We start from the raw sequence: 20,099 nt of genomic DNA on the forward strand, positions 1-20,099 counted from the left end.
GCAGACGGCCCGAGACGCAGTGGTAGATTCGCAGTTCATGGATCATGGAACGTGTCCTCGTGATGTCGGTCGGGCATTGGGCCGCGTGATGAAGGGGACGTCCAGCCCCCGCGCCGCCTTCGCGGTCATGAGCGCGGCGCGGCCTCGCCGCCAGGCGCCTCAGCCAGCCGCAGCGCCGCGCCGAGATCGGCCACATCGGGCAGCCCGGCCAGGGCTTCGCCGAGCTGCCCGCCCCGCCCCTCCCCCAGCGCCGCGCCGGCCGCCTCCGCGAAGCGGCGGCGGACCGTGACCTCATCCGCCGGCTCCAGGTCCGGCATGGCGGCGGCGAGGCGGCGGCCATCGGCCAGCGTCACGATCACCTCCGCGGGCTGGCAGGCCGGGAAGGCGGCCGTGGCGGCCGGATCGATCTCGAGCCGGACCAGCGCGACGAGGCGCATCAGCTCGGGCGAGGCCGGCAGGGCGAAGTGTTGCTCCTCCACGGCACCGTGCAGCAGCGCGGCGGCCACGCAGAAGGCGATGCTCATCTTGGCCTGCAGCACGCGCTGGAACGGCCCCTGGCCGTCGCAGCCCGGATAGCGCACCGCCGCCTCCGAGGCGCGAACGGTGATGCCGGCGATCGAGGCCGGGTCGAGAGCCCCCGCCTGCCGCAGCAGGCACAGCGCCGCCTGGGCCGGGGTCTGCGCGAAGTTGCACAGCGGCAGCGCCTTGCGGAACACCAGCTCCACCTCGGCCGTGGCGCCGTCGAAGAGCGGCAGCCCGGCCGGCGGCTCGGCGCCGGCGGCGGCGATCAGCCCGGCGGGGCCGTCCAGCGCCATGGCCGAGCCCTCCGCCCCGCCTGCCGCCAGGGCGAGCACCACCAGCGCGTTGCGCGCTCCGAAGCCGGGGTGGAAGAACATCTCGTCGCCACCGTCACGCGGCCATTCATTCAGCCCGCCGGCGATGTTGGCGGCGAGCGAGAGGGCCGAGGCCGCCTGCTCCGGCGCCAGGCCGAGCAGCCGCGCCCCCGCTGCCACGGCGGCCAGGGGGCCGGTCCAGCCGGTCGGCCGCCATTGCCGGCTGAAGCGCGGATTGACCATCACCCGGCCCAGCCGGGCACCGACCTCGTAGCCGACCGCCGCCGCCTCGATGAAGGCGGTGCCGCTCACCCGGCGCTGCTGCGCCAGGGCCAGCAGGGTGGGCAGCAGCACCACGCCGAAATGGCTGTTGGCGCCGGCATGCATGTCCTCCCGCACCAGCCCGTGGCCGGCGGCGGCATTGGCGAAGGCGGCGGCGCCCGGGGCGGCGCGGCGGGACAGGCCCAGGATCGTGGCCTCTCCGGGCTCGGCCAGGGCCATGGCCTGGGCGGCGCGGCTGGGCCGGCTGTCGCGCGCCGCGAAGGCGCAGGCCAGGAAATCCAGCAGGCACAGCTCCACCGCCGGCGTGGCGCCGCCGGGCGGGCGGGCGGCGAGAAGGTCGCGGGCGAGGCCCGGGGTCAGCGGCGGGCGCATCAGTACATCACCATGCCGGCATCGGCGACGATGGTCGCGCCATGCAGGTAGGAGGCGCGGGGCGAGAGCAGCCAGGCGATGACCTCGCCGATCTCCTCCGGCGTGCCCAGACGGCCGAGGCTGGTCATGCCCTCGATGCGCGTCCGGATCGCCGGGTCGGCCAGCGGAGCGGCGGCGAAGGGCGTGTCGATCATGCCCGGCGCCACGGTGTTCACCGCGATGCCGCGCGGACCCAGCTCGCGCGCGGCGGATTTAGTCAGGGTGATGACCGCGCCCTTGCTGGTGGCATAGGGGGCGGTGCCGGCCAGCCCGCCGCCGCGAATCCCGGCGACGCTGCCCACGGTGCAGATCCGCGCACCGCGCACCATCCGCTTCGCCGCCTCGCGCAGGCAGAGGAAGGTGCCGATGACATTGACCTCGTTGACCCGGCGGAAGGTCTCGGCGGTGCTGTCGAAGAAGGAGGTGGTCTCGTAGATGCCGGCGCAGGTGGCGAGCGCGTCGATGCCGCCGAGCGCCGCCTCGGCCTCGGCGATGGCGCGGATCACCGCCGCCTCGTCCGCCACATCCACGCCGATGACGGGCTGGTCCCCGGCGACGGCGCGCGCGGCCTCGGCATTGCGGTCGAGGCAGGCGACGCGCCAGCCCTCGGCGACGAGGCAGCGGACCGTGGCGGCGCCGATGCCGCTGCCGGCGCCGGTGACGATGGCGCGACCGCTCACGCCGCACTCTCCTTCGGCGGCACGTCAAGCCGGACGGCGATGCCCTCCAGCGCCGGCGAGACCGCCGGGTAGCGCCGCATCACCTCCGGGTCGTGGCCGGGGACGATATGTGCCGGGCTCGGCGCCGCGGCGTAGAGCAGCTGCTGGCTCTCCAGCATGTCGGCCACGTTGACGCAGGTGGGGAAGGGCCGGCCCTTCTCCATGTTCTCATAGAAATGCGTGACGTCGGAGGCGAGCACCACCGGCCCGCGCGCCGTGTTGACGCGGACGAACTGCAGCCCCGCCGAATGCCCCGGCGCCGGATGCAGGGTGATGCCGGGTGCCAGATCCACCGGCCCCCTGTACAGCCGCACCCGCTCGGCGAAGTTCAGCCGGACGATGCCGACCACGTCCTCCACCTCGAAGGAATGCCGCAGATGGCCGAAGCGCATGTGCCGGCCGCAGGTGAAGTGCAGCTCATCCTCCTGCAGATGGAACTGCGCGGCGGGAAAGCGGTGGAAATTGCCGACATGGTCGTAGTGCAGATGCGTCAGCACCACGTCGCGCACGCTGTCCACCTCGACATCGAGCAGCCTCAGGCTGTCGATCGGGTCGCGCAGGAGGGTGCGCCCGCGACGGGCCGCCACCTCGGCGGTGAAGCCGGAATCGACGACGATGGTGCGGCCATCGCCGCGGATCAGCCACAGGAAGTAATCCATCGGCATCGGCCCGTCATGCGGATCGCCGCCGATGAAATGCTCGGAGCGCTTCGCCTCGCGCATGGCGTAGCGGAGCGCGAAGACCTCATAGGTCGGTTGCTCGGTCATCCTCTGTCCTCATGCCCCCAGATAGGCTTCGCGCAGGGTCTTGTCGGCCAGCAGCTCGGCGCGCGTGCCGCGCATCACAACCTCGCCGGTGGAGAGCACATAGCCGCGGTCGCAGATCTCGATCGCCTCGATGGCGCGCTGCTCGACGATCAGCACCGTCAGCCCTTCCTCGCGGTTCAGGCGCTGGACGGATTCGAAGATCGTGTCGACGATGGTGGGCGCCAGGCCCATCGAGGGCTCGTCCAGCATCAGCAGCCGCGGGCGCGAGGCGATGCCGCGCCCGATGGCCAGCATCTGCTGCTGCCCGCCCGAGAGCGATCCGGCGAGCTGCTGCCGCCGCTCCGCCAGCACGGGAAACAGCGCGTAGCACCGCTCCAGGCTACGCCCCGCCTCGCGCCCGTCGCGCAGCGCCGTGGTGCCGAGCTGCAGGTTCTCCTCGACCGTCAGGTCGCCGAACACCTGCCGCCCTTCCGGCACATGCGCGAGGCCGAGATGCGGGCGCCTGGCCGGGGAGAGACGCTCGATCGGCTGACCCTCCAGGCGGATGCTGCCGGCGGCCAGCGGCACGACGCCGGAGATCGCCTTGAACAGCGTGGTCTTGCCGGCGCCGTTCGGGCCGATGACGGCCACCACCTCGCCCGCCGCCACCTCCAACGACACGTCGCGCAGCGCGACCAGCCCGCCGTACCGGACCTCGATCCCCTCAAGCGCCAGCATGCTCGACCCACCTTTTCCCGAGATAGGCCGAGACCACCTCCGGGTCGCGCACCACCTCCGCCGGCACCCCCATGGCCAGGTTGCGGCCCCGGTCCAGCACGACGAAGCGCGTGGCCAGCCGCACCATGGCGGTCATGGTGTGCTCGATGATCACCACCGTCATGCCCTCGGCGGCGAGCCGCCGGATCTGCCGCATCATCACCTCCACATCGGCGCTGGACAGGCCGGCGAAGCTCTCATCCATCAGGATCAGCTTCGGGCTCGAGGCCAGGGCGCGCGCCAGCTCCATCAGCCGCAGCTCGCGGTTGGTGAGCTGCGAGGCCGGCACCAGCGCGCGGTCGGCGAGGCCGACTCGACCCAGCATGGCCCGCGCCGCCTCTAGCGCCGCGCGGTCATCGGCATGCGCGCCGAAGGCGCCGACGACGACATTCTCCAACAGGGTGAGGCGCGGGAAGGCACGCACCGTCTGGAAGGTGCGGGCGACGCCCAGCGCGCTGACCTCCTGCGGCGCGCGGCCGATCAGCTCCACGCCCTCCAGCTTCGCCGAACCCGTGGCGGCGGCGCGGACGATGCCGTTCAGCACGTTGAACAGCGTCGTCTTGCCGGCGCCGTTCGGGCCGATGATGCCGAGGATCTCGCCGCGCCGCACCTCCAGCGACACGTCGGACAGCGCGTGCAGGCCGCCGAAGCGGACGTCGATGCCGCGCACGACGAGGAGCGGCTCGCCCGGCGCCTCCCTGTACTCGGGATGCGGCACCGCCGCTTCCTCGGACGGCGCGCCGTGGTCGGCCGGGACGCGCCCGCGGGGCGCGAGATGGTCGCGCACCGCCCAGTAGATGCCCTGCGGCCGGAACAGGATGACCGCCATGATGGCCAGGCCGAAGATGACGCCCTGCATGCCCGGCAGGCGGCCGCCGAAGGTGGCGTTCAGCAGCTCGGCCGCCGGCACCAGGATGATGGCGCCGATCAGCGGCCCCCAGGCGGCCCCGAGCCCGCCGAACATGGAGACGATCAGCGCCTGCGCCGAGGCCAGCATGCCGAAGACGGAGAGCGGCGTGACCACCAGCACCGTGGTCGCGTAGAGCCCGCCCGCCAGCCCCGCCATGCCGCCCGAGATGGCGATGGCGATGAGCTTGACGCGCAGGGTCGCGATGCCCGCGCATTGCGCCGCCAGCTCGTTCTGGCGAATGGCGAAGAGCTGCAGCCCGAGCCGCGTCCGCTCGATGCGCAGGCAGATCCAGAGTGCGGCGCCGAGCGCGGCCAGCACGATCAGCGGCATGATGCGGGGGTCGGAGAACTGCATGTAGCGCAGCGGATGCTCCCGCTCCAGCGGCAGCGCCACCTCCGACCAGCCGGCCCAGGTGAAGAGCGGGATCAACGCCAGAGGATAGGCCAGCATGGCCAGGCTGAAGTAATGACCCTTGAGGCGGAAGGTGACGGCGCCGATCAGCAGGCCGAGCGCCGCGCCGACCACCGCCCCGAGCGGGATGCCGATCCAGGGCGTGATGCCGAGATCGTGCGACAGGATGGCGACGGTGTAGGCGCCGCCGCCGAAGAAGGCGGCATGGCCGAAGCTGACCAGCCCGGCATAGCCGCCCAGGATGTTCCAGGACAGGCCGAGCATGGCCCAGATGCCGACGAAGCAGACCAGCAGCAGCTCGTAGCCATGGATGGTGAAGGTCACGGCCACGCCGCAGAGCAGCAGCACGGCCAGCGCCGCGAGCTGGCGGCCGGGAGGGCTCAGGAACTGCATCAGGCGCGCTCCACGCTGCGGCCGAACAGGCCCTGCGGCCGGATCAGCAGCACCGCCAGGAAGACGACGAACACCGCCGTGTTCTGCAGCTGCGCCGGCAGCACCAGGGTCGAGAGCTGCTGCACCAGCCCGATGATCAGCCCGCCCAGGAAGGCGCCGCCGACGCTGCCCATGCCGCCCAGCACCACCCCGGCATACATGATGATGACGAAGTCGAAGCCGCTATAGGCCTGGAACGGATAGAAGGTGGCGACGCAGACGCCGGCGATGGCGGTCAGCGCCAGGCCGATGCCGAAGGCGGTGCGGAAGGCGCGGTCGACATTGACGCCCATGTAGAGGGCGGCGATCGGGTTGCTGGCCACGGCGCGCAGCTGCCGCCCGATGCCGGTGCGCGTCATCAGCAGGATGGCGAGCAGCACGGCCGCGACCGCCATCAGCGCCGAGAACGCGCGCGCCTGGTTGATGAAGAGCATGATGTCCCCGCCGAGCAGCTCCAGCGTCCAGGACTGCGTGCCGGCGTCGCTCGGGATCGAGACGGGGGAGGAGCCGAACAGCATCAGCCCGCCATTCTGCAGCACCAGCGAGAGGCCGAGCGTCAGGATGAGCTGCCCGGTATGGCCGGCATCGGCGGTGTCCACCGCGCGCGCGCCGGAGACGCGGCTGACCAGCGCCCAGTGCGTCAGCGCGCCCAGGCCGTAGAAGACCAGCGCCGCCGCGCAGGCCACCGCCATGGCCGTGGCGAAGGCCCAGGACCGGCCCGGCGCGAACAGCGCGACGCCGGTCAGGCCGAAATACATGGCCAGCATCATGAAGTCGCCCTGGGCGAAGTTGATCACCCGCATGATGCCGAAGATCAGTCCCAGCCCGGCGCACATCAGCCCGTAGAGGCAGCCGAGCAGCAGCCCCGCCGCGAGGATCTGCAGCAGGGCCTCGATCTCACCCGTGTAGCCCATCGTCGCTCAGCCCGGCCGCGGCCAGGACAGTTCCGCCTCGGCATCCGCCTCGGGCAGCACGGTCAGAGGCTTGCCGTTCTTCCACTGGAAGACGGCCGGCACGGCATCGGCGCGGCGACCGTTCTTCTCGAAGCGCAGCCGCTCGCCCAGGAAGAACCTCGCCGGGCCCCCGGTCGTGTCGGTCGCCAGCAGCGCCGCCATCAGCGCGTCGCGGTCCGCCTTGCCGGCGCGCTCCAGCGCATCGGCGATGAGCGCCACATGGCCGTAGAGCGAGAGCGTGTCCTGGATCAGCCAGGGCTCGCCCGAGCGCTTCATCAGGTCGGCGTTGAGCGCCGCCTGCCGCTTCGAGGTCCAGTTGCCGGCGACGCCGATGACGCCTTCCAGGTAGTTGGCGCCCATGTTCTTCAGCATCTCGGGCGTACCGAAATTGGCCGAGGGCGCGATCACCGGCACCTTGCCCTGGCCGAGGCCGAACTCGGTCAGCGTCTGCAGCAGCAGGCGGGAATCCGAGGTGGCGGTGGTGCCGAGCAGCACGAGGTCCGGCCGCGCGCGGCGCAGGCGCTGGATCAGCGGCGTGGCGTCCGAGAGCGGAACGCTGAAGTTCTCGTCCATCACCGTCTTCAGGCCGAGCTTCTCGAAGCCGCCCTCGCGCAGCGGCTTCATGTTGGCCTGGTTGACCGCCGTGTCGTCATTGATGCAGGCGATGGTCGACGGCTTCTTGCCGGCGACCTTGCCGGCCAGGGCCAGCAGCGGCTCCAGCGCCGCCGGGATGATCCGGCTGGACGGCGGCGAGGAGGCGAGGACGTAGTGGAAACCGCGGGCGGTGATGGTGTCCGCCCAGGAGAGGGTGATCCAGGGCAGCTTGGCGCGCTCCGTCACCTCGGTCGCGGCCAGGGTGAAGGAGGAGGCCCAGGCGCCCATGCCGGCCAGCAGCTCGCGGTCCGCCGCCAGGCGCTGCGCCGCCGAGGTCACCTGCTCGACGTTGGCGCCGGCATCGGCGATCACCAGCTCCAGCGTCGCGCCGCCCAGCGCCTTGATGCCGCCATTGCGGTTCACGTCCTCGACGGCCAGGGTGGCGCCGGTGCGCATCAGCTCGCCCTGCCGCGCGAAGGGGCCGGAGAGCGGCGCCAGCAGGGCGAGCCTGATGGGCGCCGATTGAGCCCGCGCCGTGCCATGAACGATGGCGGGCATGGCCAGGGCGGTGCCGAGCAGGCCCCGCCGGGTGATGGTCGTCATGGACGTCTTCCTCCAGACCGGACTTGGCGCCGGTTCCTGCATCACACGCGCTGCTGATCCTCAGTGAAGAGAGCCCGCTGTCCAGGGCGTCCCGACCTCTTCCCCTGCCCGACGCGGCCGGCGCAACGGCGCGGTCCGGACATGAAAGGCGGGGTTCAGGCGGACGGGAAATCCGCTGAACGGGCCGGAGAGCATGGCTCCGGCCAGGCCGTGTGCCTGGACATGGTGTCTTCCTTCCGGATTGCGGCGAGCCTAGTCCGCCACCCTGAAGACCGTCAATATGACAATATTTGCGCCATCAGCCATGATCGGACAATGTTGCCGCATAAGAAATTCAACTTTATCAATTTCCTAGATTAAATTCGGGGTTATCAGCCCGGATTCCTGACAAAAGAAATGGAAGATTGTCGGGCGATTTCCGGCCGGGCCTCAGTGCCCTGAGGGGGCTTCCGTTCCGAGGGGCAGCGGGGTACCCGCCGCGTCATAGCCCGGCACGTCCTGCCGGATGCGGGCGGAGAAATCCTCCGCTTCCCCGGCCCGCCGCGCCCGCCTGGTGATGCACCCGCGGCGCCGCAGCTCCGCCACCGTGTGGCCCGGCGTCAATCCGCCCACCGCGTGCAGGTAGTCCGGCAGATAGCCGGAGCACAGCAGCCGCCAGTCGAGCGGCAGGCCCCGGATGATGCGGCGGACCATCTCATACACCATGGTCGTGCAGTTGGCGGTCAGCGTGTTGTAGAAGCGCGGCCGCGCCTCGATCGCCCGCGCCGTGTCGAGATAGGCGAGGAACAGCGAGCGCATCGCCGCGCGTGGCATCAGGACGCGGTAGAGATAAACGTCCTCGCCCCGCGCATTGGTCCTGAGCGCCAGGATATCCCGCTCATCGGCCGCCACCAGGCAGGCCTCGAACTGCCGGAACAGCCCGCCCAGCGCATGGAAGGCCTCGCCCCGCTTGCGCCGGATCTCGATGGAGAAAACGACGTGCCGCCCGTCCCGGAAGCCGAAGGAGACCAGGGTGTGCGCGATGGCCGGACCCATCCAGTAGGACAGGACGGCATCGACGCTGACCAGCCCGTCGAGATCGTAGCTCCGGCTCTCCCAGCGGGGCGTGAAATCCGCGGCCGAGCGCCAGGTGAAGTTGCGCAGGTTGTGCAGTGTCACCCTCTCGCCCGCCCGCTCGGCGCGGAGCAGCCGCGCCACGTCTTCGGCCCAGACACGGTCATGGCTCGGGCGCAGCGTGAACCACCAGAGCAGCAGCGCGGCGAAGCCCAGCGCATAGCCGCCGAGCGCGGGCCCGGGCACGCCGGCCCAGGCGGCGGCCACCGCGGTCAGCCCCAGCCCGAGCCAGCCCAGCGCCATCGCCCGGCGCCAGCCTGGCGCGGCGGCGGGGCCGCGGATGGCCAGCGCCGGGCAGGCCCAGACCAGCGACAGCAGGGCCAGCAGGCAGCCCGCGAGGACCATGCCCCCTCCCCGCCGCCCTCAGCGCAGCCGCCCGGCGAGGGGCGGGCCCGCCGGGAGCCCCGCAGGACCGGCGCGGCGGAGGCCCGGCCCCCGCCTCACAGGGCCTGTCCCTTCGGCCGCAGCAGCCGGTGCCAGAGCGTCTCGGGCGGGTGCACCACCGCGCTCATGGCGCGGGCGTAGTCGAGCACCAGCCCCGGCGTCCAGGCCATGCTCTCGGCCCGCTGGCGGATCAGCCCGGCGGCCCAGAGTTCGGGGTTGGTGATGGCACCGAGCGCCGAGAGCACCGGTCGGCGCCGCCTGACGAAGGCGCCCTCCAGCGCGGCATCCAGCGCGGCGGCGACGGCGCTGGAACAGTTGCGGCTGGTCAGGTTGTAGGTCGGGTCCTGCCGGTACCGCGCCCAGAAGCCGCGCAGCCGCCGCGCATCGAAATCCCGGAACGCCACCTGCACGGTGGAGGGGCACCAGCCGGCCGCCTCCTCGGCATAGCTGGGCTGGAAGCGGCCCGGCACGTCATTGTCGGCGGTGGCCCGCAGGACGCGGGCGAAGTCGGCGCCGGAGCGGTCGATCTCCACCGCCGGGTAGTGGCTGATGTAGAGATCGGGTGCCAGTTCCAGCGCCGCGTGGCCGGTGGAGATGACGCCCTGCGCGTCCACGGCGGCGATGTAGCGGTTGACGGCGCGCTGGCGCAGCGGCGTGCTGACCGTGCCGGTCGGCGTCCAGACATGCACGACCAGGCTGCCGGGCGGGATGTCCCCTGTCCCTGTCCCTGTCCCTGTCCCTTCCGGGGCCAGCGGCAGGAGCATCCGCGCCAGCGGATTGCGCGAGAACAGGGCGGTGATCGAGGCCCCCGGCGGCAGCCGCCGCAGCCGCAGGGCGAGATGCACCATGCCGAAGCCGGTCACCGCCATGATCAGACCGACATTGCAGCCCACCGTCGCCTCGTACCAGGTGGGCCAGGGCTGCAGCGTCCAGATGGCGAGCAGGATCTCGAACACGCCGACGGCCAGCGCCCCGCGCCAGCCGCTGAAGCGCACCACATGCGCGCTGGCGATGCGCAGCCCGCCGTCGATGAGGAAGCCGGCGCCGAGGATCAGCGCCAGGATGAAGTTGGCACGGTGATACCCGCTGAGCAGCAGCAGGGCGATGCCGAGCAGCGCCAGCCCTTTGACCAAACGCAGCCGCCGCGCCGTTCCATGGCTGCCGAGGGCGGCGAGCAGGCTGAGCGCGGCCTCGGGCAGGATGAACCAGCCGAAGAAGCGCGGCGGGATGAGGGTCCGCCCGTCCAGCGCATCGATCAGCAGGAAGGTCCCGACACCGCCCCAGAGCAGCCCGGTGGCCAGCAGGACCCACCAGCGCCGCCGGATCACCTCCTGCCCCAGCAGCAGCAGCATGATGCGGATCATGGCGCGCCGCGCTCCGGCCGGCCGGGCTCGCGGCAGAACAGCAGGAACAGGGTGAACAGGCCGCAGGCGAGCGCCACGAACAGGGGCAGCCCGTGCCGGGTGAGGTCGAGCGCGAGCCCGGCCAGGCTTGGCCCCAGCAGCGCTCCGCCGCCCCAGAGCAGCCCCATCGCGGCATAGACCCCGACGAGATCGGTGCCGCGGAAGCGCGCGCCGATGACCGCCAGCATGGTGGTGTAGATGCCGACGAACGCCCCACCCCACAGGAACAGCGCCGGATAGGCCACCCAGTCATGGCTCAGCATCAGCGGCCAGGCGAGGGCGCCGGCGGCCGACACGGCGCCGAGGCCGAGCATCAGCCGCCGCCGGTCCATCTTGTCGCACAGCCAGCCGACCGGCAGTTGCAGCAGGATGGCGCCCACCATCAGCGTCGTGATCAGATGCGTCCCCGCCTGCTCCTCCCAGCCCAGCCGCACGGCATAGAGGGTGAGGAAGGAGAGGCCGGCGGTCTCCACCCCGGCATTCAGCGCGGTGGTGGACATCGCCACGGGCGCGAGCCGCATGGCGCGCCACAGATTGCCATGCCCATGCGCCCGCATCGCCGGCTGCCGCAGTCCGGGCAGCAGCATCAGCAGCAGCGCCAGCAGCGCCACCGCGGCGCCGGCCGCGAAGGGCAGCACCCCGTCCGGCCCGGTGACGGAGAGGATCAGCGGCCCGCCGGCGAAGCCCAGCGACAGCAGCGCGGTATAGGTCGCCATGACGCGCCCGCGCGTGGCGTCGTCGGCCAGTTCGCTGGTCCAGCTCTCGGTCAGCACGAACAGGATCTCGGCGCCGATGCCGAGGCCGATGCGCAGCAGGAACCACACCGCCACGAGCGGCAGCGCGGGAAACAGCGGCAGCAGGACCGCCGTCAGCAGCAGCGCGAAGAGGATCAGCGGCCGCGCCCCGAACCGCCCGGCGAGCCGCGGCAGGATGGGCGCCACCAGCAGCACCCCCACGGCGTGCATGGCGGCGTTCAGCCCGATCATCGTCTCGCCCAGCCCCCGCTCGGCCAGGTTCAGCGCCACCAGCGGCGCGGTCAGGCTGTAGGTCAGGCCGAAGATGGTGGCGGCGCCGATGACGGCGATGAGGGAGCGGCGGCGGGACCCCGCCGGGCCGGCCTCCCCCGCCGCTGTCCGGGCCTGCCTTCCGGCGGCCGGCGAACTGGGACAATCTGGCGGTCCGACGGCCATTCCGCATTGCTCCGAAGCTGCAGGGCGACAGTTTCCGAGCTAGATGGAAGCGCGGTGTCCGGCAAGCGGAATGCCACCTCCGATTGCAGGACCGCGCCGTTTCCGGGCGGAACCCGGGACGACGCCCGGGCGGCGAACAGGGAGAAAGGACTGGACATGCTCTATTGTGTGCAGATGGATGTGCGCGTTCCGCCGGATATGGACCGCGAGGCCTTCGAGCGGCTGAAGGCCGAGGAGAAGACCGTGGCGCAGGCGTTGCAACGCGATGGCAGGTGGCGGCATCTCTGGCGCGTCGCCGGCCGCTACGCCAATATCAGCGTCTTCGACGTGGCGGATCATGACGAGCTGCACGGCATCCTCTCCGCCCTGCCGCTCTTTCCCTTCATGGAGATCACCGTCACGCCCCTCGCGCGGCACCCTTCGGCCATCGACTGAACGCCCGGAGGGGGCGAGGCGGAGGCCTGGGCCGTTCAGCCCGCCGGATGCAGCAGGATCGGCCCGAAGGGGGTGGACTGCTCCAGCCGCAGCACCCCTTCCCGGCCCAGCTCGAGGCCGGCCAGGAAGGTGTCGGCCAGCGCCAGGCGGACGGACCGTGCGCCCGCGCCTTCCCCGAGCGGCGGCAGGGCGTCCTGGAGCTGGCAGGGCACCGGGGCACCGGCCATCCTCCGCCGCAGCCGGGCCAGGGCCCGTGACGCCCGCCGGACGGGAGGGGCCGCCGGCGGTCCGGCGTCCGGCATGACTTCGGCAGGGCGCGGCTCCAGCACGGCCAGCAACGCCTCCCAGAAGGCGAGCTGCCGCTCCGCCGGGCTCTCGGCCGCCGCCTCGCGCGGCGGTGCCCCGTGGCCCCAGACCGCCTGCCCGAGCTGCGGCCGGGCGGCCAGCCAGTCCGCGGCGGCCCGGGCCGGGGGCAGCGCCCCGCGCCGTTCCAGCCGGTGCCGCGCCGCGGCCTCCGCCGCCCCGCCGGCCCGACGGGGTGGCGGAGGCCGCGACCGCAGCAGCACCAGCTCGCTCGCCAGCAACACCCAGTCGCCCTGGCGTTCCAGCGGCGCTCGCCGCGCCGCCAGGGCCGAGGCCAGCGCCTCCAGCAGCGGCAGCAGCGGCAGCCGCCCCAGCTCGGTGAGAAGCTCCGGCCGCTCCGCCGGATCCGCCTCCTCAGTCCAGGGCATGGCGGGCGGCGGGGCGGTGTCAGCCGTCATCGTAATGCGGCGCCAGATCGAGGCGCAGGGCCGGCCAGCCGCGCCGCAGCCGCAGCAGGGCCGGCCAGGGCGACCAGTCGGCCGACCAGAAGGCCACGACCCAACGGTCCGTCCGCCGCAACCGGCGGTCCCGCGTCACGGGCAGTTCGTGCACCTGCCGCACGGCGCGGCCGGTGCCCCAGTGCCGCCAGAGCCAGTCCCGGCTCTCCGCCTCGTCCGGGCCGAGAGCCAGCAGCGACGCCGGCACCGGCAGAAGGCGGTGCAGGTCGAAGGGACAGGCACGATCCTCCGCCATGGCGCGCGCCTGCGCCCGGGCCTCGTGCAGGGCCACGGCGTCGCGCAGCCGGCGCGCCAGCAGCCGCGCTCCCCGCAGGCTGATGGCCCGCTCGCCCTCCGGCGGCGCGGCCAGGCCGAGGAACCATTCCTCCTCCAGCCGCGCCAGGTCGCGCCGCCAGGGAATGATCCCCGGCCCTGCCGCCGCGGCACGGAACCGCGCCACCTCCGCCGTGGCGCCGGTGACGGTGAGGCTGTGGCGCAGCCAGTCGGTCCGCTCCGGGATCATGCGGCGGCCCTCACAGGTCGAGCAGGCGGGCGGGGCTGTCGCGGGTGATGCGGGCGCGGCGGCGATAGGCCTGGGTGGTGGCGATGCTCTTCTGCCGGGCATGGTGCATCACCTGCTCGTCCAGCGCGCCGCGCAGATAGGCCTCGGTGATGCAGCCGGCGCGCAGCCCGTGCGGCGACAGGCGCTCGGCGGCATCCACGGCCAGTCCGGCGCGCTCGGCCCGGCGGCGCAGGATGAACCAGACCCCGGCGGGCCTCAGCCGGCCGCGCGGCCGCCCGCCCCGCGTCAGGCTGGGAAACACCGCCCCCCATTCGATGCGCGCCCGCTGCAGCCAGGTCTCCATCGCCCGCACCGGGCAGGTGAGCGGGTTGAGCCCGCGCGGGATGCCGACGCGCGCCCCCTCGCCTTCCTGGTCCCCCTTGGCGCGTGGAATCCCGACCGTCATGCCCTCGGCGGTGAAGCGAAGATGCTCGCGGTCGATGCCGGTGATCTCGGAGCGGCGCAGCGCGCCGGCGAAACCGACCAGCAGCAGCGCCCGGTCGCGCAGGCCCGCCATGTCGGTGCCGCAGGCGTTCAGCAGGCGCTTCACCTCGGCCGAGGTCAGCGCCGCCGCCGGCCGCGCCGCCACGCCATGCTGGCCGAGGATGCCGCGCAGCGTGGCGCGGATGGCCGGATGCCGCTGGTCCCAGGGCTCGCCGGCCTGGCGGTGCATGTGACCGATCGCGGCCAGCCGACGCCAGAGCGCGCTGCGCCCGACGCGGCCGGCCAGGCTGGCGAGATGGCCGGCCACCACCACCGGCGCCGCCGGCAGGGCGCGAGCGCCGCCGGCCTCGCACCAGGCCTGGAAGGCGCGCCAGTCGCTGGCATAGGCCCGGAGGGTGTTGGCGGAGAGGGCCTGCCCGGCATAGCGGGCCGCCTCGGCCATGGCCTCGCCGACCGGCCCGACCAGCAGCCGCGCGGTGGCCTCGTCCATCACCTCCGCTCCACCCGGCCGTCGTTCCGCCATATCCCCCACCTCCGCCCGACCGATGACGCGGTCTCGCAGTGTAGGGTCAGCCGGCGCCGGAACAAAGCGGCGGCGGCCTTGGCTAATCCTCCGCCACCAGCCCGCGCCGATCCCGCATGCGAAGGCTCTCCGCCAGCCTCTCCTCACCGGCGCGGAAGGCCTGGAAGGCCGATTCGGTGAAGTCGATATGGCCGCGCATGGCCTCCGCCGCCGCCGCCGCGTCTCCGGCCAGCACCGCCTCCCCGATTCCCAGATGCTGCGCCAGGATCGCGCCGCGCAGATCGTCGCGCCGCCAGTACTGCTCGTGGCTGACCAGGATGCCCCGCCGCAGCAGATCGGCCAGGACGCGCAGGACATGCAGCAGCACCAGGTTGTGGCTGGCCTCGTGCAACAGCCGGTGCAGCCGCAGATCGGCCTCCGCCTCCTCCGCCGGCACGGCGCGCCGGTGCGCCGCCTCCATCGCGGCCAGGGCCTCGCGCAGCGCCACGCGCTCGGGGTCCGTAATGCGCCGCGCCGCCAGGGCCGCCGCCTCCGGCTCCATCAGCCTGCGATACTCGAAGTAGTCCCGGGCGATCCGCGGGCTCTGGCCGAAGAGCGTGGCCAGGGGTCCGCTCAGCGGCGCCAGGAAATCCGCCACCTGCGTGCCGGCGCGCGAGCCGGTCAGCAGGCCCCTGTTCTCCAGCTGCGCCAGCGCCTCGCGCAGCGAAGGGCGCGAGACGCCGAGGGCCTCCGCCAGCTCGCGCTCCGGTGCCAGGCGCTCGCCGGGACGCAGCACGCCCTCCAGGATCAGCGTCTCCAGATGGCTGGCCACGGCGCCGGCCAGGGGCTGTGGTCGGATGGGCGGCGGTCGGGTCGGGTCGGGCATGCTCCCTCCTCCTGGTCAAAAGACTTTACCAAGAGCGCGGTGCGGGTGACAATGCCGGCCACCGACCCGCCGCCGGAGGATGCGCCATGCCGACCGTCACCAATATCGAGGATCTGCGCCGGATCGCCCGCCGCCGCATCCCGCGCGCCATCTTCGACTACGCCGACCGCGGCTCCTACGACGAGGCGACCTACCGCGCCAACCGCGAGGATCTGGCGGCGCTGAAGCTGCGCCAGCGGGTCATGATCGATGTCTCCGAGCGCAACCTGGCCTCGACCATGCTGGGCGAGCCGGTCTCCATGCCGGTGGCCATCGCGCCGACCGGGCTGACCGGGCTGTTCCACGCCGATGGCGAGATCCTCGGCCGCCGCGCGGCGCATGCCTTCGGCGTCCCCTTCACCCTCTCGACCATGTCGATCTGCTCGATCGAGGATGTCTGGGAGGCGACCAAGCTGCCCTTCTGGTTCCAGCTCTACGTCATGCGCGACCGGGGCTTCAGCCGCTCCCTGGTGGAGCGCGCCATCGCCGCGAACTGCTCGGCGCTGGTGCTGACGCTCGACCTGCAGATCCAGGGCCAGCGGCACAACGACATCAAGAACGGCCTGGCCGTGCCGCCCAAGCTGACGCTGCGGAACGCGCTCGACGTGATGACGAAACCCTCCTGGGCGCTCAAGGTGCTGCGCGGCCGGCGCAAGACCTTCGGCAACCTGACCGAGGCGCCGGGCGCGAAGGAGGGCCTGGCCACCCTGTCGCACTGGATCGCCGGGCAGTTCGATCCCTCGCTGTCCTGGAAGGACGTCGCCTGGATCCGCAGCATCTGGCCGGGGAAGCTCATCCTGAAGGGCGTGCTGGACATCGATGACGCGCGGATCGCCGCCGATACCGGGGCGGATGCTATCGTCGTCTCCAACCACGGCGGACGGCAGCTCGACGGCGCGCCCTCCTCGATCTCCGTGCTGCCGGCGATCGCCGAGGCGGTGGGCGACAAGACCGAGATCCTCTTCGACGGCGGCGTGCGCTCGGGCCAGGACGTGCTGAAGGCGCTGGCGCTCGGCGCCAGGGGCTGCATGATCGGCAAGGCCTGGCTCTATGGTCTGGCGGCGGGTGGCGAGGCGGGCGTGACGCAGGCCCTGCAGATCATCCGCAAGGAGCTGGATGTCAGCATGGCGCTGACCGGCACCCGGGATGTCCGCGACGTCACGCCGGAGGTGCTGCACGCGGCGCGCCATGGCGATGTGGTGCGGCCGGCCGGATCGCGGCTGGAGCACGCCTGAACCGGCCGCGGCGGCGCGCCTTCAGCCCGGAGGCGCGCCCTTCTCCTTCTCGAAGGCGGCGTGGTACTCCTCCGCCATGCCGCGCAGGGCACGCCCGATCCGCGCATACTCGTATTCGTTGAGATTGGCGAGGGAGACGCGACCGGCCGGCTGGTCGGCGCCGAAGCCGCGTCCGGGCAGCAGCACGATGCCCGTCTGGTCGGCGATGCGGAACAGCATGTCCCCGGCACCGGCCTTCTCCTTGATCCAGGCGGCGAACTCCTCACCATAGAGGTGCCGCGCGATACGCTCCAGATCGAGCAGGGTGTAGTAGCCTACCTCGTTCGGATCGGATTGCGGCGGCATCCCCAGCTCGCGGTAGAGCGTCGCCTCGCGGCGGCGGATCAGCTTCTTGAGCTGCGCCTTGTAGCCCTCGTTCTCATCCATCAGGGCGAAGAGCGAGAAGAGGACCATCTGCACCTGCTGCGGCGTCGAGAGCCCGGCCGTGTGGTTCAATGCCACGGCGCGGCTATCGGCGACGAGCCGGTCGATGAAGCGGAGTGCCGCGACATCCGGCACGAGGGAGGAATAGCGCGTGACGAGATCGGCCTTCTCGGCCTCCGGCAGGGCCGCCAGCGCCGCGTCCAGCGCATTGTCCCGATGCGTGGCGATGACGCCGAGCCGCCAGCCTGTCGCGCCGAAATACTTGGAGAAGGAATAGACGAGCATGGTGTTGCGCGGGCAGACCGCGAAGAGCGAGCGGAAGTCGTCGGCGAAGGTGCCGTAGACGTCATCGGTCAGGATGAAGAGGTCCGGCCGGTCCTGCGCCACGATGCGCGCCACGGTCTGCAGGCTGCGGTCATCCATCTTCACCGAGGGCGGATTGCTCGGGTTGACGCAGAAGAAGATCTTGACCGCCGGGTCCTTCAGCTTCTCCAGCTCGGAATCCGGATACTGCCAGTTCTGCGCGGGATCGGCGTGGATCGCCACCTCCTCGAGACCGTACTCCGCGAGTTCGGGGATCTCGATATAGGGCGTGAAGACCGGCAGGCCGATCGCCACCTTGTCGCCACGCCGCACCAGGCCGTTCTGCTGCAGGGTGTGGAAGACATAGGCCATGGCGGCGGTGCCGCCCTCCACGGCGAAGAGGTCGACGCCGCCTGTCGAGAGATAGCCGCCGACCATCTCCTTGACGATGTAGTTGCGCACGATCTCCTCGCTGACGCGCAGCATGCGCGGCGGCACCGGGTAGTTGCAGCCGAGAACGCCCTCGACCATCTCATGCAGGAAGTCCGAGGCCGAAAGCCCGAGCTGATCGCGCACATAGCTGAGCGCGCGGCTGAGGAAGAGCACGCCCGGCTGGTCGCGATGCTCGGCCGTGAAGCGCTCGAAGCGGCCCTCGATCCCCTCCAGCTGCGGCAGGCCGCCGACGCCATCCGGCATGTAGGAGAAGGAAAGCTCCGCCTCGTTCGTCGCGAAGAGGCCGAGGCGGAAGAAGGCGCGCCGCGGCAGGGTGGCCAGGAAGTTCGGATTGCCGCGACCGGCGTTCAGCATCAGCCGGTTCTCCCGCCCGGAGGCCAGCCGGATGAGTTCGTCCTTCAGCTCGAACGGGCTGAGCTTGGCGTACTGGCTGTAGTCGGTCATGGGCGTCTTGTCCTTGCTGGCGGTTCAGGCGAAGGCGACGACGAGCGGCCCGAGAAGGGTGAGGAAGACATTGGCCAGGGCATAGGTGATGGCGAAGGGCGTGGTCGGGATGGCGTTGCCGGCCTTGTCCAGCACCTCGCCGAAGGCCGGATTGGCGCTGCGCGACCCTGACAGCGCGCCGGCGAAGATCGCCGCATTGTCGTAGCGCAGCAGGTAGCGCCCGACGAGCATGGTGACGACCAGCGGCACCACGGTGACGACGACACCCAGGAGAAAGATCGAGAGCCCGCTGCTGGCTATGGTGCTGACGGCCTGCAGCCCGGATTGCAGCCCGACCACGGCGACGAAGCCGGCCAGGCCCAGGTCGCGCAGCAGGGTGGACGCGGCGGTGGGCATGTTGCCGATGGCCAGGTGCCGGCTGCGGTACCAGCCGAAGATGAGGCCCGAGAGCAGCGCGCCGCCGCCGCTGCCAAGCGTCAGCGGCACGGCGCCGATCCGCAGCACCAGGAGGCCGATCAGCAGGCCGACGACGAGGCCGAGACCGTGGAAGACGAAATCGGTCTTGTCGCTTGGCACCACGGCGGTGCCGGCGAGTTGCACGGCCCGTTCCACATCCTTGGCGGAGCCATAGAGGGTGGCCACGTCCCCCGCCTCGACGCGCGTCTCCTTCGTCACCGGAACGGGCTTCCCGGCCCGCGTCAGGCCGGTGACATAGACACCATGCCGCACCGCCTCGTCCACCTGATCGCGGATCTCCGCCACCGTATGGCCGATGAACGCTCGGTTCGCCACGGCGACGTCCCGCGTCAGCATGATGACATCCATGCCCTCGGCCGATTGCACCTCGTCGCCCGCCTGCGATGCCAGGCTGACCACGCCGGGCCTCCGTCCGACGATCAGCACGATGTCGTCCTTCTCCAGCCGCAGGTCCGGCTGCAGGCCGATCAGGGCATTGCCGCGCCGCACGCGCTCGACGCTCACCGTGTCATCCGCCATGCCCTCCAGCTCGGCGACGCTCCGCCCGGCCGAGGCGCCGATGCGATAGAGCCGCCCGACGAGCGGCGGCATGGCGGGCTGCTCCCCTGGCCCATAGACCGGCGCGCCCGCCAGCAACGCGGTTTCGGCCTTGATGGCGTCGTCGCGGATGCTGCGGCCCATCAGCCATTCGAGGGCGTTGACGCAGATCAGGATGGCGCCGAAGGAGCCGAAGATGTAGGTCACGGCGTAGCCGATGGCTACATTGGCCTGCAGGCGCTGGGTTTCATCGGCGGCGAGGCCCAGCTTCTCGATCGCCGCGCCGGCGGTGCCGATGATCGCCGACTGGGTCAGCCCGCCGGCGGCGAGTCCGGCCGCCATGCCTTTGTCCAGTCCGAAGATCCGCGCCAGGATGACGACGGTGACGAGGCCGCTGATCGCCAGCACCGCGGCGAGGATGATTTCCCGTACCGAGTGGCGGCCGAGGGAGCGGAAGAACTGCGGTCCGCTCTCGAAGCCCACCGCGTAGATGAACAGCGCGAAGAGCACCGCCTTGATGCCGTTGTCGACATGCACGCCGAGCTGGCTGATCAGCACCGCCACCAGCAGCGAGCCGGCGACGCCGCCGAGCTGGAACTTGCCGAAGCGGAACTTGCCGATCCAGTAGCCGCCGGCCAGCGAAAGGAAGATGGCGATCTCGGGGGACTGGGCCAGAAGGCCGTGGAGCCAGGACGCCATGCCGATGCTTCCAGGAGAAATTGTCTAGCCGGTGGGCTGTCCGCGTCGGGCATCACAAGGGGAGCGCGATCCGCCGGCCCTGTCCGCTCCGAGGTTTAA

General features: G+C 71.8%; 18 protein-coding genes. 2 read left to right on the top strand and 16 right to left on the bottom strand.

The genetic code is table 11. The features are described 5' to 3' along the window. Positions 1 to 125: 125 nt before the first annotated feature. The 10 genes from ACF3NH_RS17350 to ACF3NH_RS17395 form a co-directional block, all read right to left on the bottom strand. Positions 126 to 1,487, bottom strand: a complete 1,362-nt coding sequence (locus tag ACF3NH_RS17350) for an MmgE/PrpD family protein (protein WP_422924451.1) — start codon at positions 1,485 to 1,487, stop codon at positions 126 to 128. After that, complete coding sequence (locus ACF3NH_RS17355) at positions 1,487 to 2,206, bottom strand: SDR family NAD(P)-dependent oxidoreductase (RefSeq protein ID WP_422924453.1); 720 nt, start codon at positions 2,204 to 2,206, stop codon at positions 1,487 to 1,489. The genes ACF3NH_RS17350 and ACF3NH_RS17355 overlap by 1 nt, the downstream gene beginning before the upstream one ends. Beyond that, complete coding sequence (locus tag ACF3NH_RS17360) at positions 2,203 to 3,012, bottom strand: N-acyl homoserine lactonase family protein (RefSeq protein ID WP_422924455.1); 810 nt, start codon at positions 3,010 to 3,012, stop codon at positions 2,203 to 2,205. The genes ACF3NH_RS17355 and ACF3NH_RS17360 overlap by 4 nt, the downstream gene beginning before the upstream one ends. 9 nt (positions 3,013 to 3,021) lie before the next feature. Beyond that, complete coding sequence (locus ACF3NH_RS17365) at positions 3,022 to 3,729, bottom strand: ABC transporter ATP-binding protein (RefSeq protein ID WP_422924457.1); 708 nt, start codon at positions 3,727 to 3,729, stop codon at positions 3,022 to 3,024. Continuing rightward, positions 3,716 to 5,482 (bottom strand): branched-chain amino acid ABC transporter ATP-binding protein/permease, encoded by a 1,767-nt coding sequence (locus ACF3NH_RS17370; protein WP_422924459.1) that lies wholly within the window; start codon positions 5,480 to 5,482, stop codon positions 3,716 to 3,718. Before ACF3NH_RS17370 ends, ACF3NH_RS17365 begins: the two co-directional genes overlap by 14 nt. Further along, positions 5,482 to 6,435 carry a branched-chain amino acid ABC transporter permease gene (locus tag ACF3NH_RS17375; protein ID WP_198364687.1) on the bottom strand — a complete coding sequence of 318 codons (954 nt, stop codon included), beginning with the start codon at positions 6,433 to 6,435 and terminating at the stop codon, positions 5,482 to 5,484. The genes ACF3NH_RS17370 and ACF3NH_RS17375 overlap by 1 nt, the downstream gene beginning before the upstream one ends. 6 nt (positions 6,436 to 6,441) lie before the next feature. Beyond that, the gene (locus ACF3NH_RS17380) at positions 6,442 to 7,671 is read right to left on the bottom strand and encodes an ABC transporter substrate-binding protein (RefSeq protein WP_422924461.1); all 1,230 of its coding nucleotides are present in this window, start codon (positions 7,669 to 7,671) and stop codon (positions 6,442 to 6,444) included. 429 nt (positions 7,672 to 8,100) lie between these two features. After that, the gene (locus ACF3NH_RS17385; protein ID WP_198364685.1) at positions 8,101 to 9,129 is read right to left on the bottom strand and encodes an Lnb N-terminal periplasmic domain-containing protein; all 1,029 of its coding nucleotides are present in this window, start codon (positions 9,127 to 9,129) and stop codon (positions 8,101 to 8,103) included. Between the two features lie 95 nt (positions 9,130 to 9,224). After that, on the bottom strand, positions 9,225 to 10,532 hold the full coding sequence (locus tag ACF3NH_RS17390; protein ID WP_422924464.1) for an HdeD family acid-resistance protein: 1,308 nt from the start codon (positions 10,530 to 10,532) through the stop codon (positions 9,225 to 9,227). Then, positions 10,529 to 11,761, bottom strand: coding sequence for an MFS transporter (locus tag ACF3NH_RS17395; protein WP_422924466.1), 1,233 nt, complete (start codon positions 11,759 to 11,761; stop codon positions 10,529 to 10,531). The genes ACF3NH_RS17390 and ACF3NH_RS17395 overlap by 4 nt, the downstream gene beginning before the upstream one ends. Before the next feature lie 156 nt (positions 11,762 to 11,917). Here ACF3NH_RS17395 and catC point away from each other — a divergent pair, with 156 nt between their 5' ends. Continuing rightward, positions 11,918 to 12,196 carry a muconolactone Delta-isomerase gene (gene catC / locus ACF3NH_RS17400; protein ID WP_422924468.1) on the top strand — a complete coding sequence of 93 codons (279 nt, stop codon included), beginning with the start codon at positions 11,918 to 11,920 and terminating at the stop codon, positions 12,194 to 12,196. Positions 12,197 to 12,231: 35 nt separating this feature from the next. Here the strand turns inward: catC and ACF3NH_RS17405 are convergent, their stop codons facing one another. The 4 genes from ACF3NH_RS17405 to ACF3NH_RS17420 all read right to left on the bottom strand — a co-directional run bounded on the left by ACF3NH_RS17405 (position 12,232) and on the right by ACF3NH_RS17420 (position 15,390). Next, the gene (locus ACF3NH_RS17405) at positions 12,232 to 12,957 is read right to left on the bottom strand and encodes a hypothetical protein (protein WP_422924470.1); all 726 of its coding nucleotides are present in this window, start codon (positions 12,955 to 12,957) and stop codon (positions 12,232 to 12,234) included. Then, the gene (locus ACF3NH_RS17410; RefSeq protein WP_422924472.1) at positions 12,947 to 13,519 is read right to left on the bottom strand and encodes a hypothetical protein; all 573 of its coding nucleotides are present in this window, start codon (positions 13,517 to 13,519) and stop codon (positions 12,947 to 12,949) included. Before ACF3NH_RS17410 ends, ACF3NH_RS17405 begins: the two co-directional genes overlap by 11 nt. Positions 13,520 to 13,529: 10 nt before the next feature. Further along, entirely contained in the window at positions 13,530 to 14,492 is a 963-nt protein-coding gene (locus ACF3NH_RS17415) for a tyrosine-type recombinase/integrase (protein WP_422924474.1), read from the bottom strand. Positions 14,493 to 14,607: 115 nt separating this feature from the next. Next, positions 14,608 to 15,390, bottom strand: a complete 783-nt coding sequence (locus ACF3NH_RS17420; protein ID WP_422924476.1) for a FadR/GntR family transcriptional regulator — start codon at positions 15,388 to 15,390, stop codon at positions 14,608 to 14,610. A gap of 86 nt (positions 15,391 to 15,476) precedes the next feature. On the opposite strand from ACF3NH_RS17420, the gene ACF3NH_RS17425 reads away from it, so the two are divergent. Continuing rightward, positions 15,477 to 16,664 (top strand): alpha-hydroxy acid oxidase, encoded by a 1,188-nt coding sequence (locus tag ACF3NH_RS17425; RefSeq protein WP_198364677.1) that lies wholly within the window; start codon positions 15,477 to 15,479, stop codon positions 16,662 to 16,664. A 21-nt stretch (positions 16,665 to 16,685) separates the two neighbouring features. Here ACF3NH_RS17425 and ACF3NH_RS17430 read toward each other — a convergent pair whose 3' ends face one another. Beyond that, positions 16,686 to 18,287 (bottom strand): bifunctional aspartate transaminase/aspartate 4-decarboxylase, encoded by a 1,602-nt coding sequence (locus ACF3NH_RS17430; RefSeq protein WP_198364676.1) that lies wholly within the window; start codon positions 18,285 to 18,287, stop codon positions 16,686 to 16,688. Between the two features lie 24 nt (positions 18,288 to 18,311). Then, a complete protein-coding gene (gene aspT, locus ACF3NH_RS17435) occupies positions 18,312 to 20,000 on the bottom strand; it encodes an aspartate-alanine antiporter (RefSeq protein WP_422924479.1) in 1,689 nt (562 codons plus the stop codon). Between the last annotated feature and the right edge of the window lie 99 nt (positions 20,001 to 20,099).

Source organism: Pseudoroseomonas sp. WGS1072 (assembly GCF_049340465.1).
Taxonomy (GTDB): Bacteria; Pseudomonadota; Alphaproteobacteria; order Acetobacterales; family Acetobacteraceae; genus Pseudoroseomonas.

Bases quoted from the DNA above. Each gene is read 5' to 3' on its own strand.
- ACF3NH_RS17350 (WP_422924451.1), bottom strand. From the start codon at position 1,487: ATGCGCCCGCCGCTGACCCCGGGCCTCGCCCGCGACCTTCTCGCCGCC.
- ACF3NH_RS17395 (WP_422924466.1), bottom strand. From the start codon at position 11,761: ATGGCCGTCGGACCGCCAGATTGTCCCAGTTCGCCGGCCGCCGGAAGG.
- ACF3NH_RS17390 (WP_422924464.1), bottom strand. From the start codon at position 10,532: ATGATCCGCATCATGCTGCTGCTGCTGGGGCAGGAGGTGATCCGGCGG.
- ACF3NH_RS17415 (WP_422924474.1), bottom strand. From the start codon at position 14,492: ATGGACGAGGCCACCGCGCGGCTGCTGGTCGGGCCGGTCGGCGAGGCC.
- ACF3NH_RS17405 (WP_422924470.1), bottom strand. From the start codon at position 12,957: ATGACGGCTGACACCGCCCCGCCGCCCGCCATGCCCTGGACTGAGGAG.
- ACF3NH_RS17375 (WP_198364687.1), bottom strand. From the start codon at position 6,435: ATGGGCTACACGGGTGAGATCGAGGCCCTGCTGCAGATCCTCGCGGCG.
- ACF3NH_RS17385 (WP_198364685.1), bottom strand. From the start codon at position 9,129: ATGGTCCTCGCGGGCTGCCTGCTGGCCCTGCTGTCGCTGGTCTGGGCC.
- catC (WP_422924468.1), top strand. From the start codon at position 11,918: ATGCTCTATTGTGTGCAGATGGATGTGCGCGTTCCGCCGGATATGGAC.
- ACF3NH_RS17410 (WP_422924472.1), bottom strand. From the start codon at position 13,519: ATGATCCCGGAGCGGACCGACTGGCTGCGCCACAGCCTCACCGTCACC.
- ACF3NH_RS17380 (WP_422924461.1), bottom strand. From the start codon at position 7,671: ATGACGACCATCACCCGGCGGGGCCTGCTCGGCACCGCCCTGGCCATG.
- ACF3NH_RS17430 (WP_198364676.1), bottom strand. From the start codon at position 18,287: ATGACCGACTACAGCCAGTACGCCAAGCTCAGCCCGTTCGAGCTGAAG.
- ACF3NH_RS17360 (WP_422924455.1), bottom strand. From the start codon at position 3,012: ATGACCGAGCAACCGACCTATGAGGTCTTCGCGCTCCGCTACGCCATG.
- ACF3NH_RS17420 (WP_422924476.1), bottom strand. From the start codon at position 15,390: ATGCCCGACCCGACCCGACCGCCGCCCATCCGACCACAGCCCCTGGCC.
- ACF3NH_RS17425 (WP_198364677.1), top strand. From the start codon at position 15,477: ATGCCGACCGTCACCAATATCGAGGATCTGCGCCGGATCGCCCGCCGC.
- aspT (WP_422924479.1), bottom strand. From the start codon at position 20,000: ATGGCGTCCTGGCTCCACGGCCTTCTGGCCCAGTCCCCCGAGATCGCC.
- ACF3NH_RS17370 (WP_422924459.1), bottom strand. From the start codon at position 5,482: ATGCAGTTCCTGAGCCCTCCCGGCCGCCAGCTCGCGGCGCTGGCCGTG.
- ACF3NH_RS17365 (WP_422924457.1), bottom strand. From the start codon at position 3,729: ATGCTGGCGCTTGAGGGGATCGAGGTCCGGTACGGCGGGCTGGTCGCG.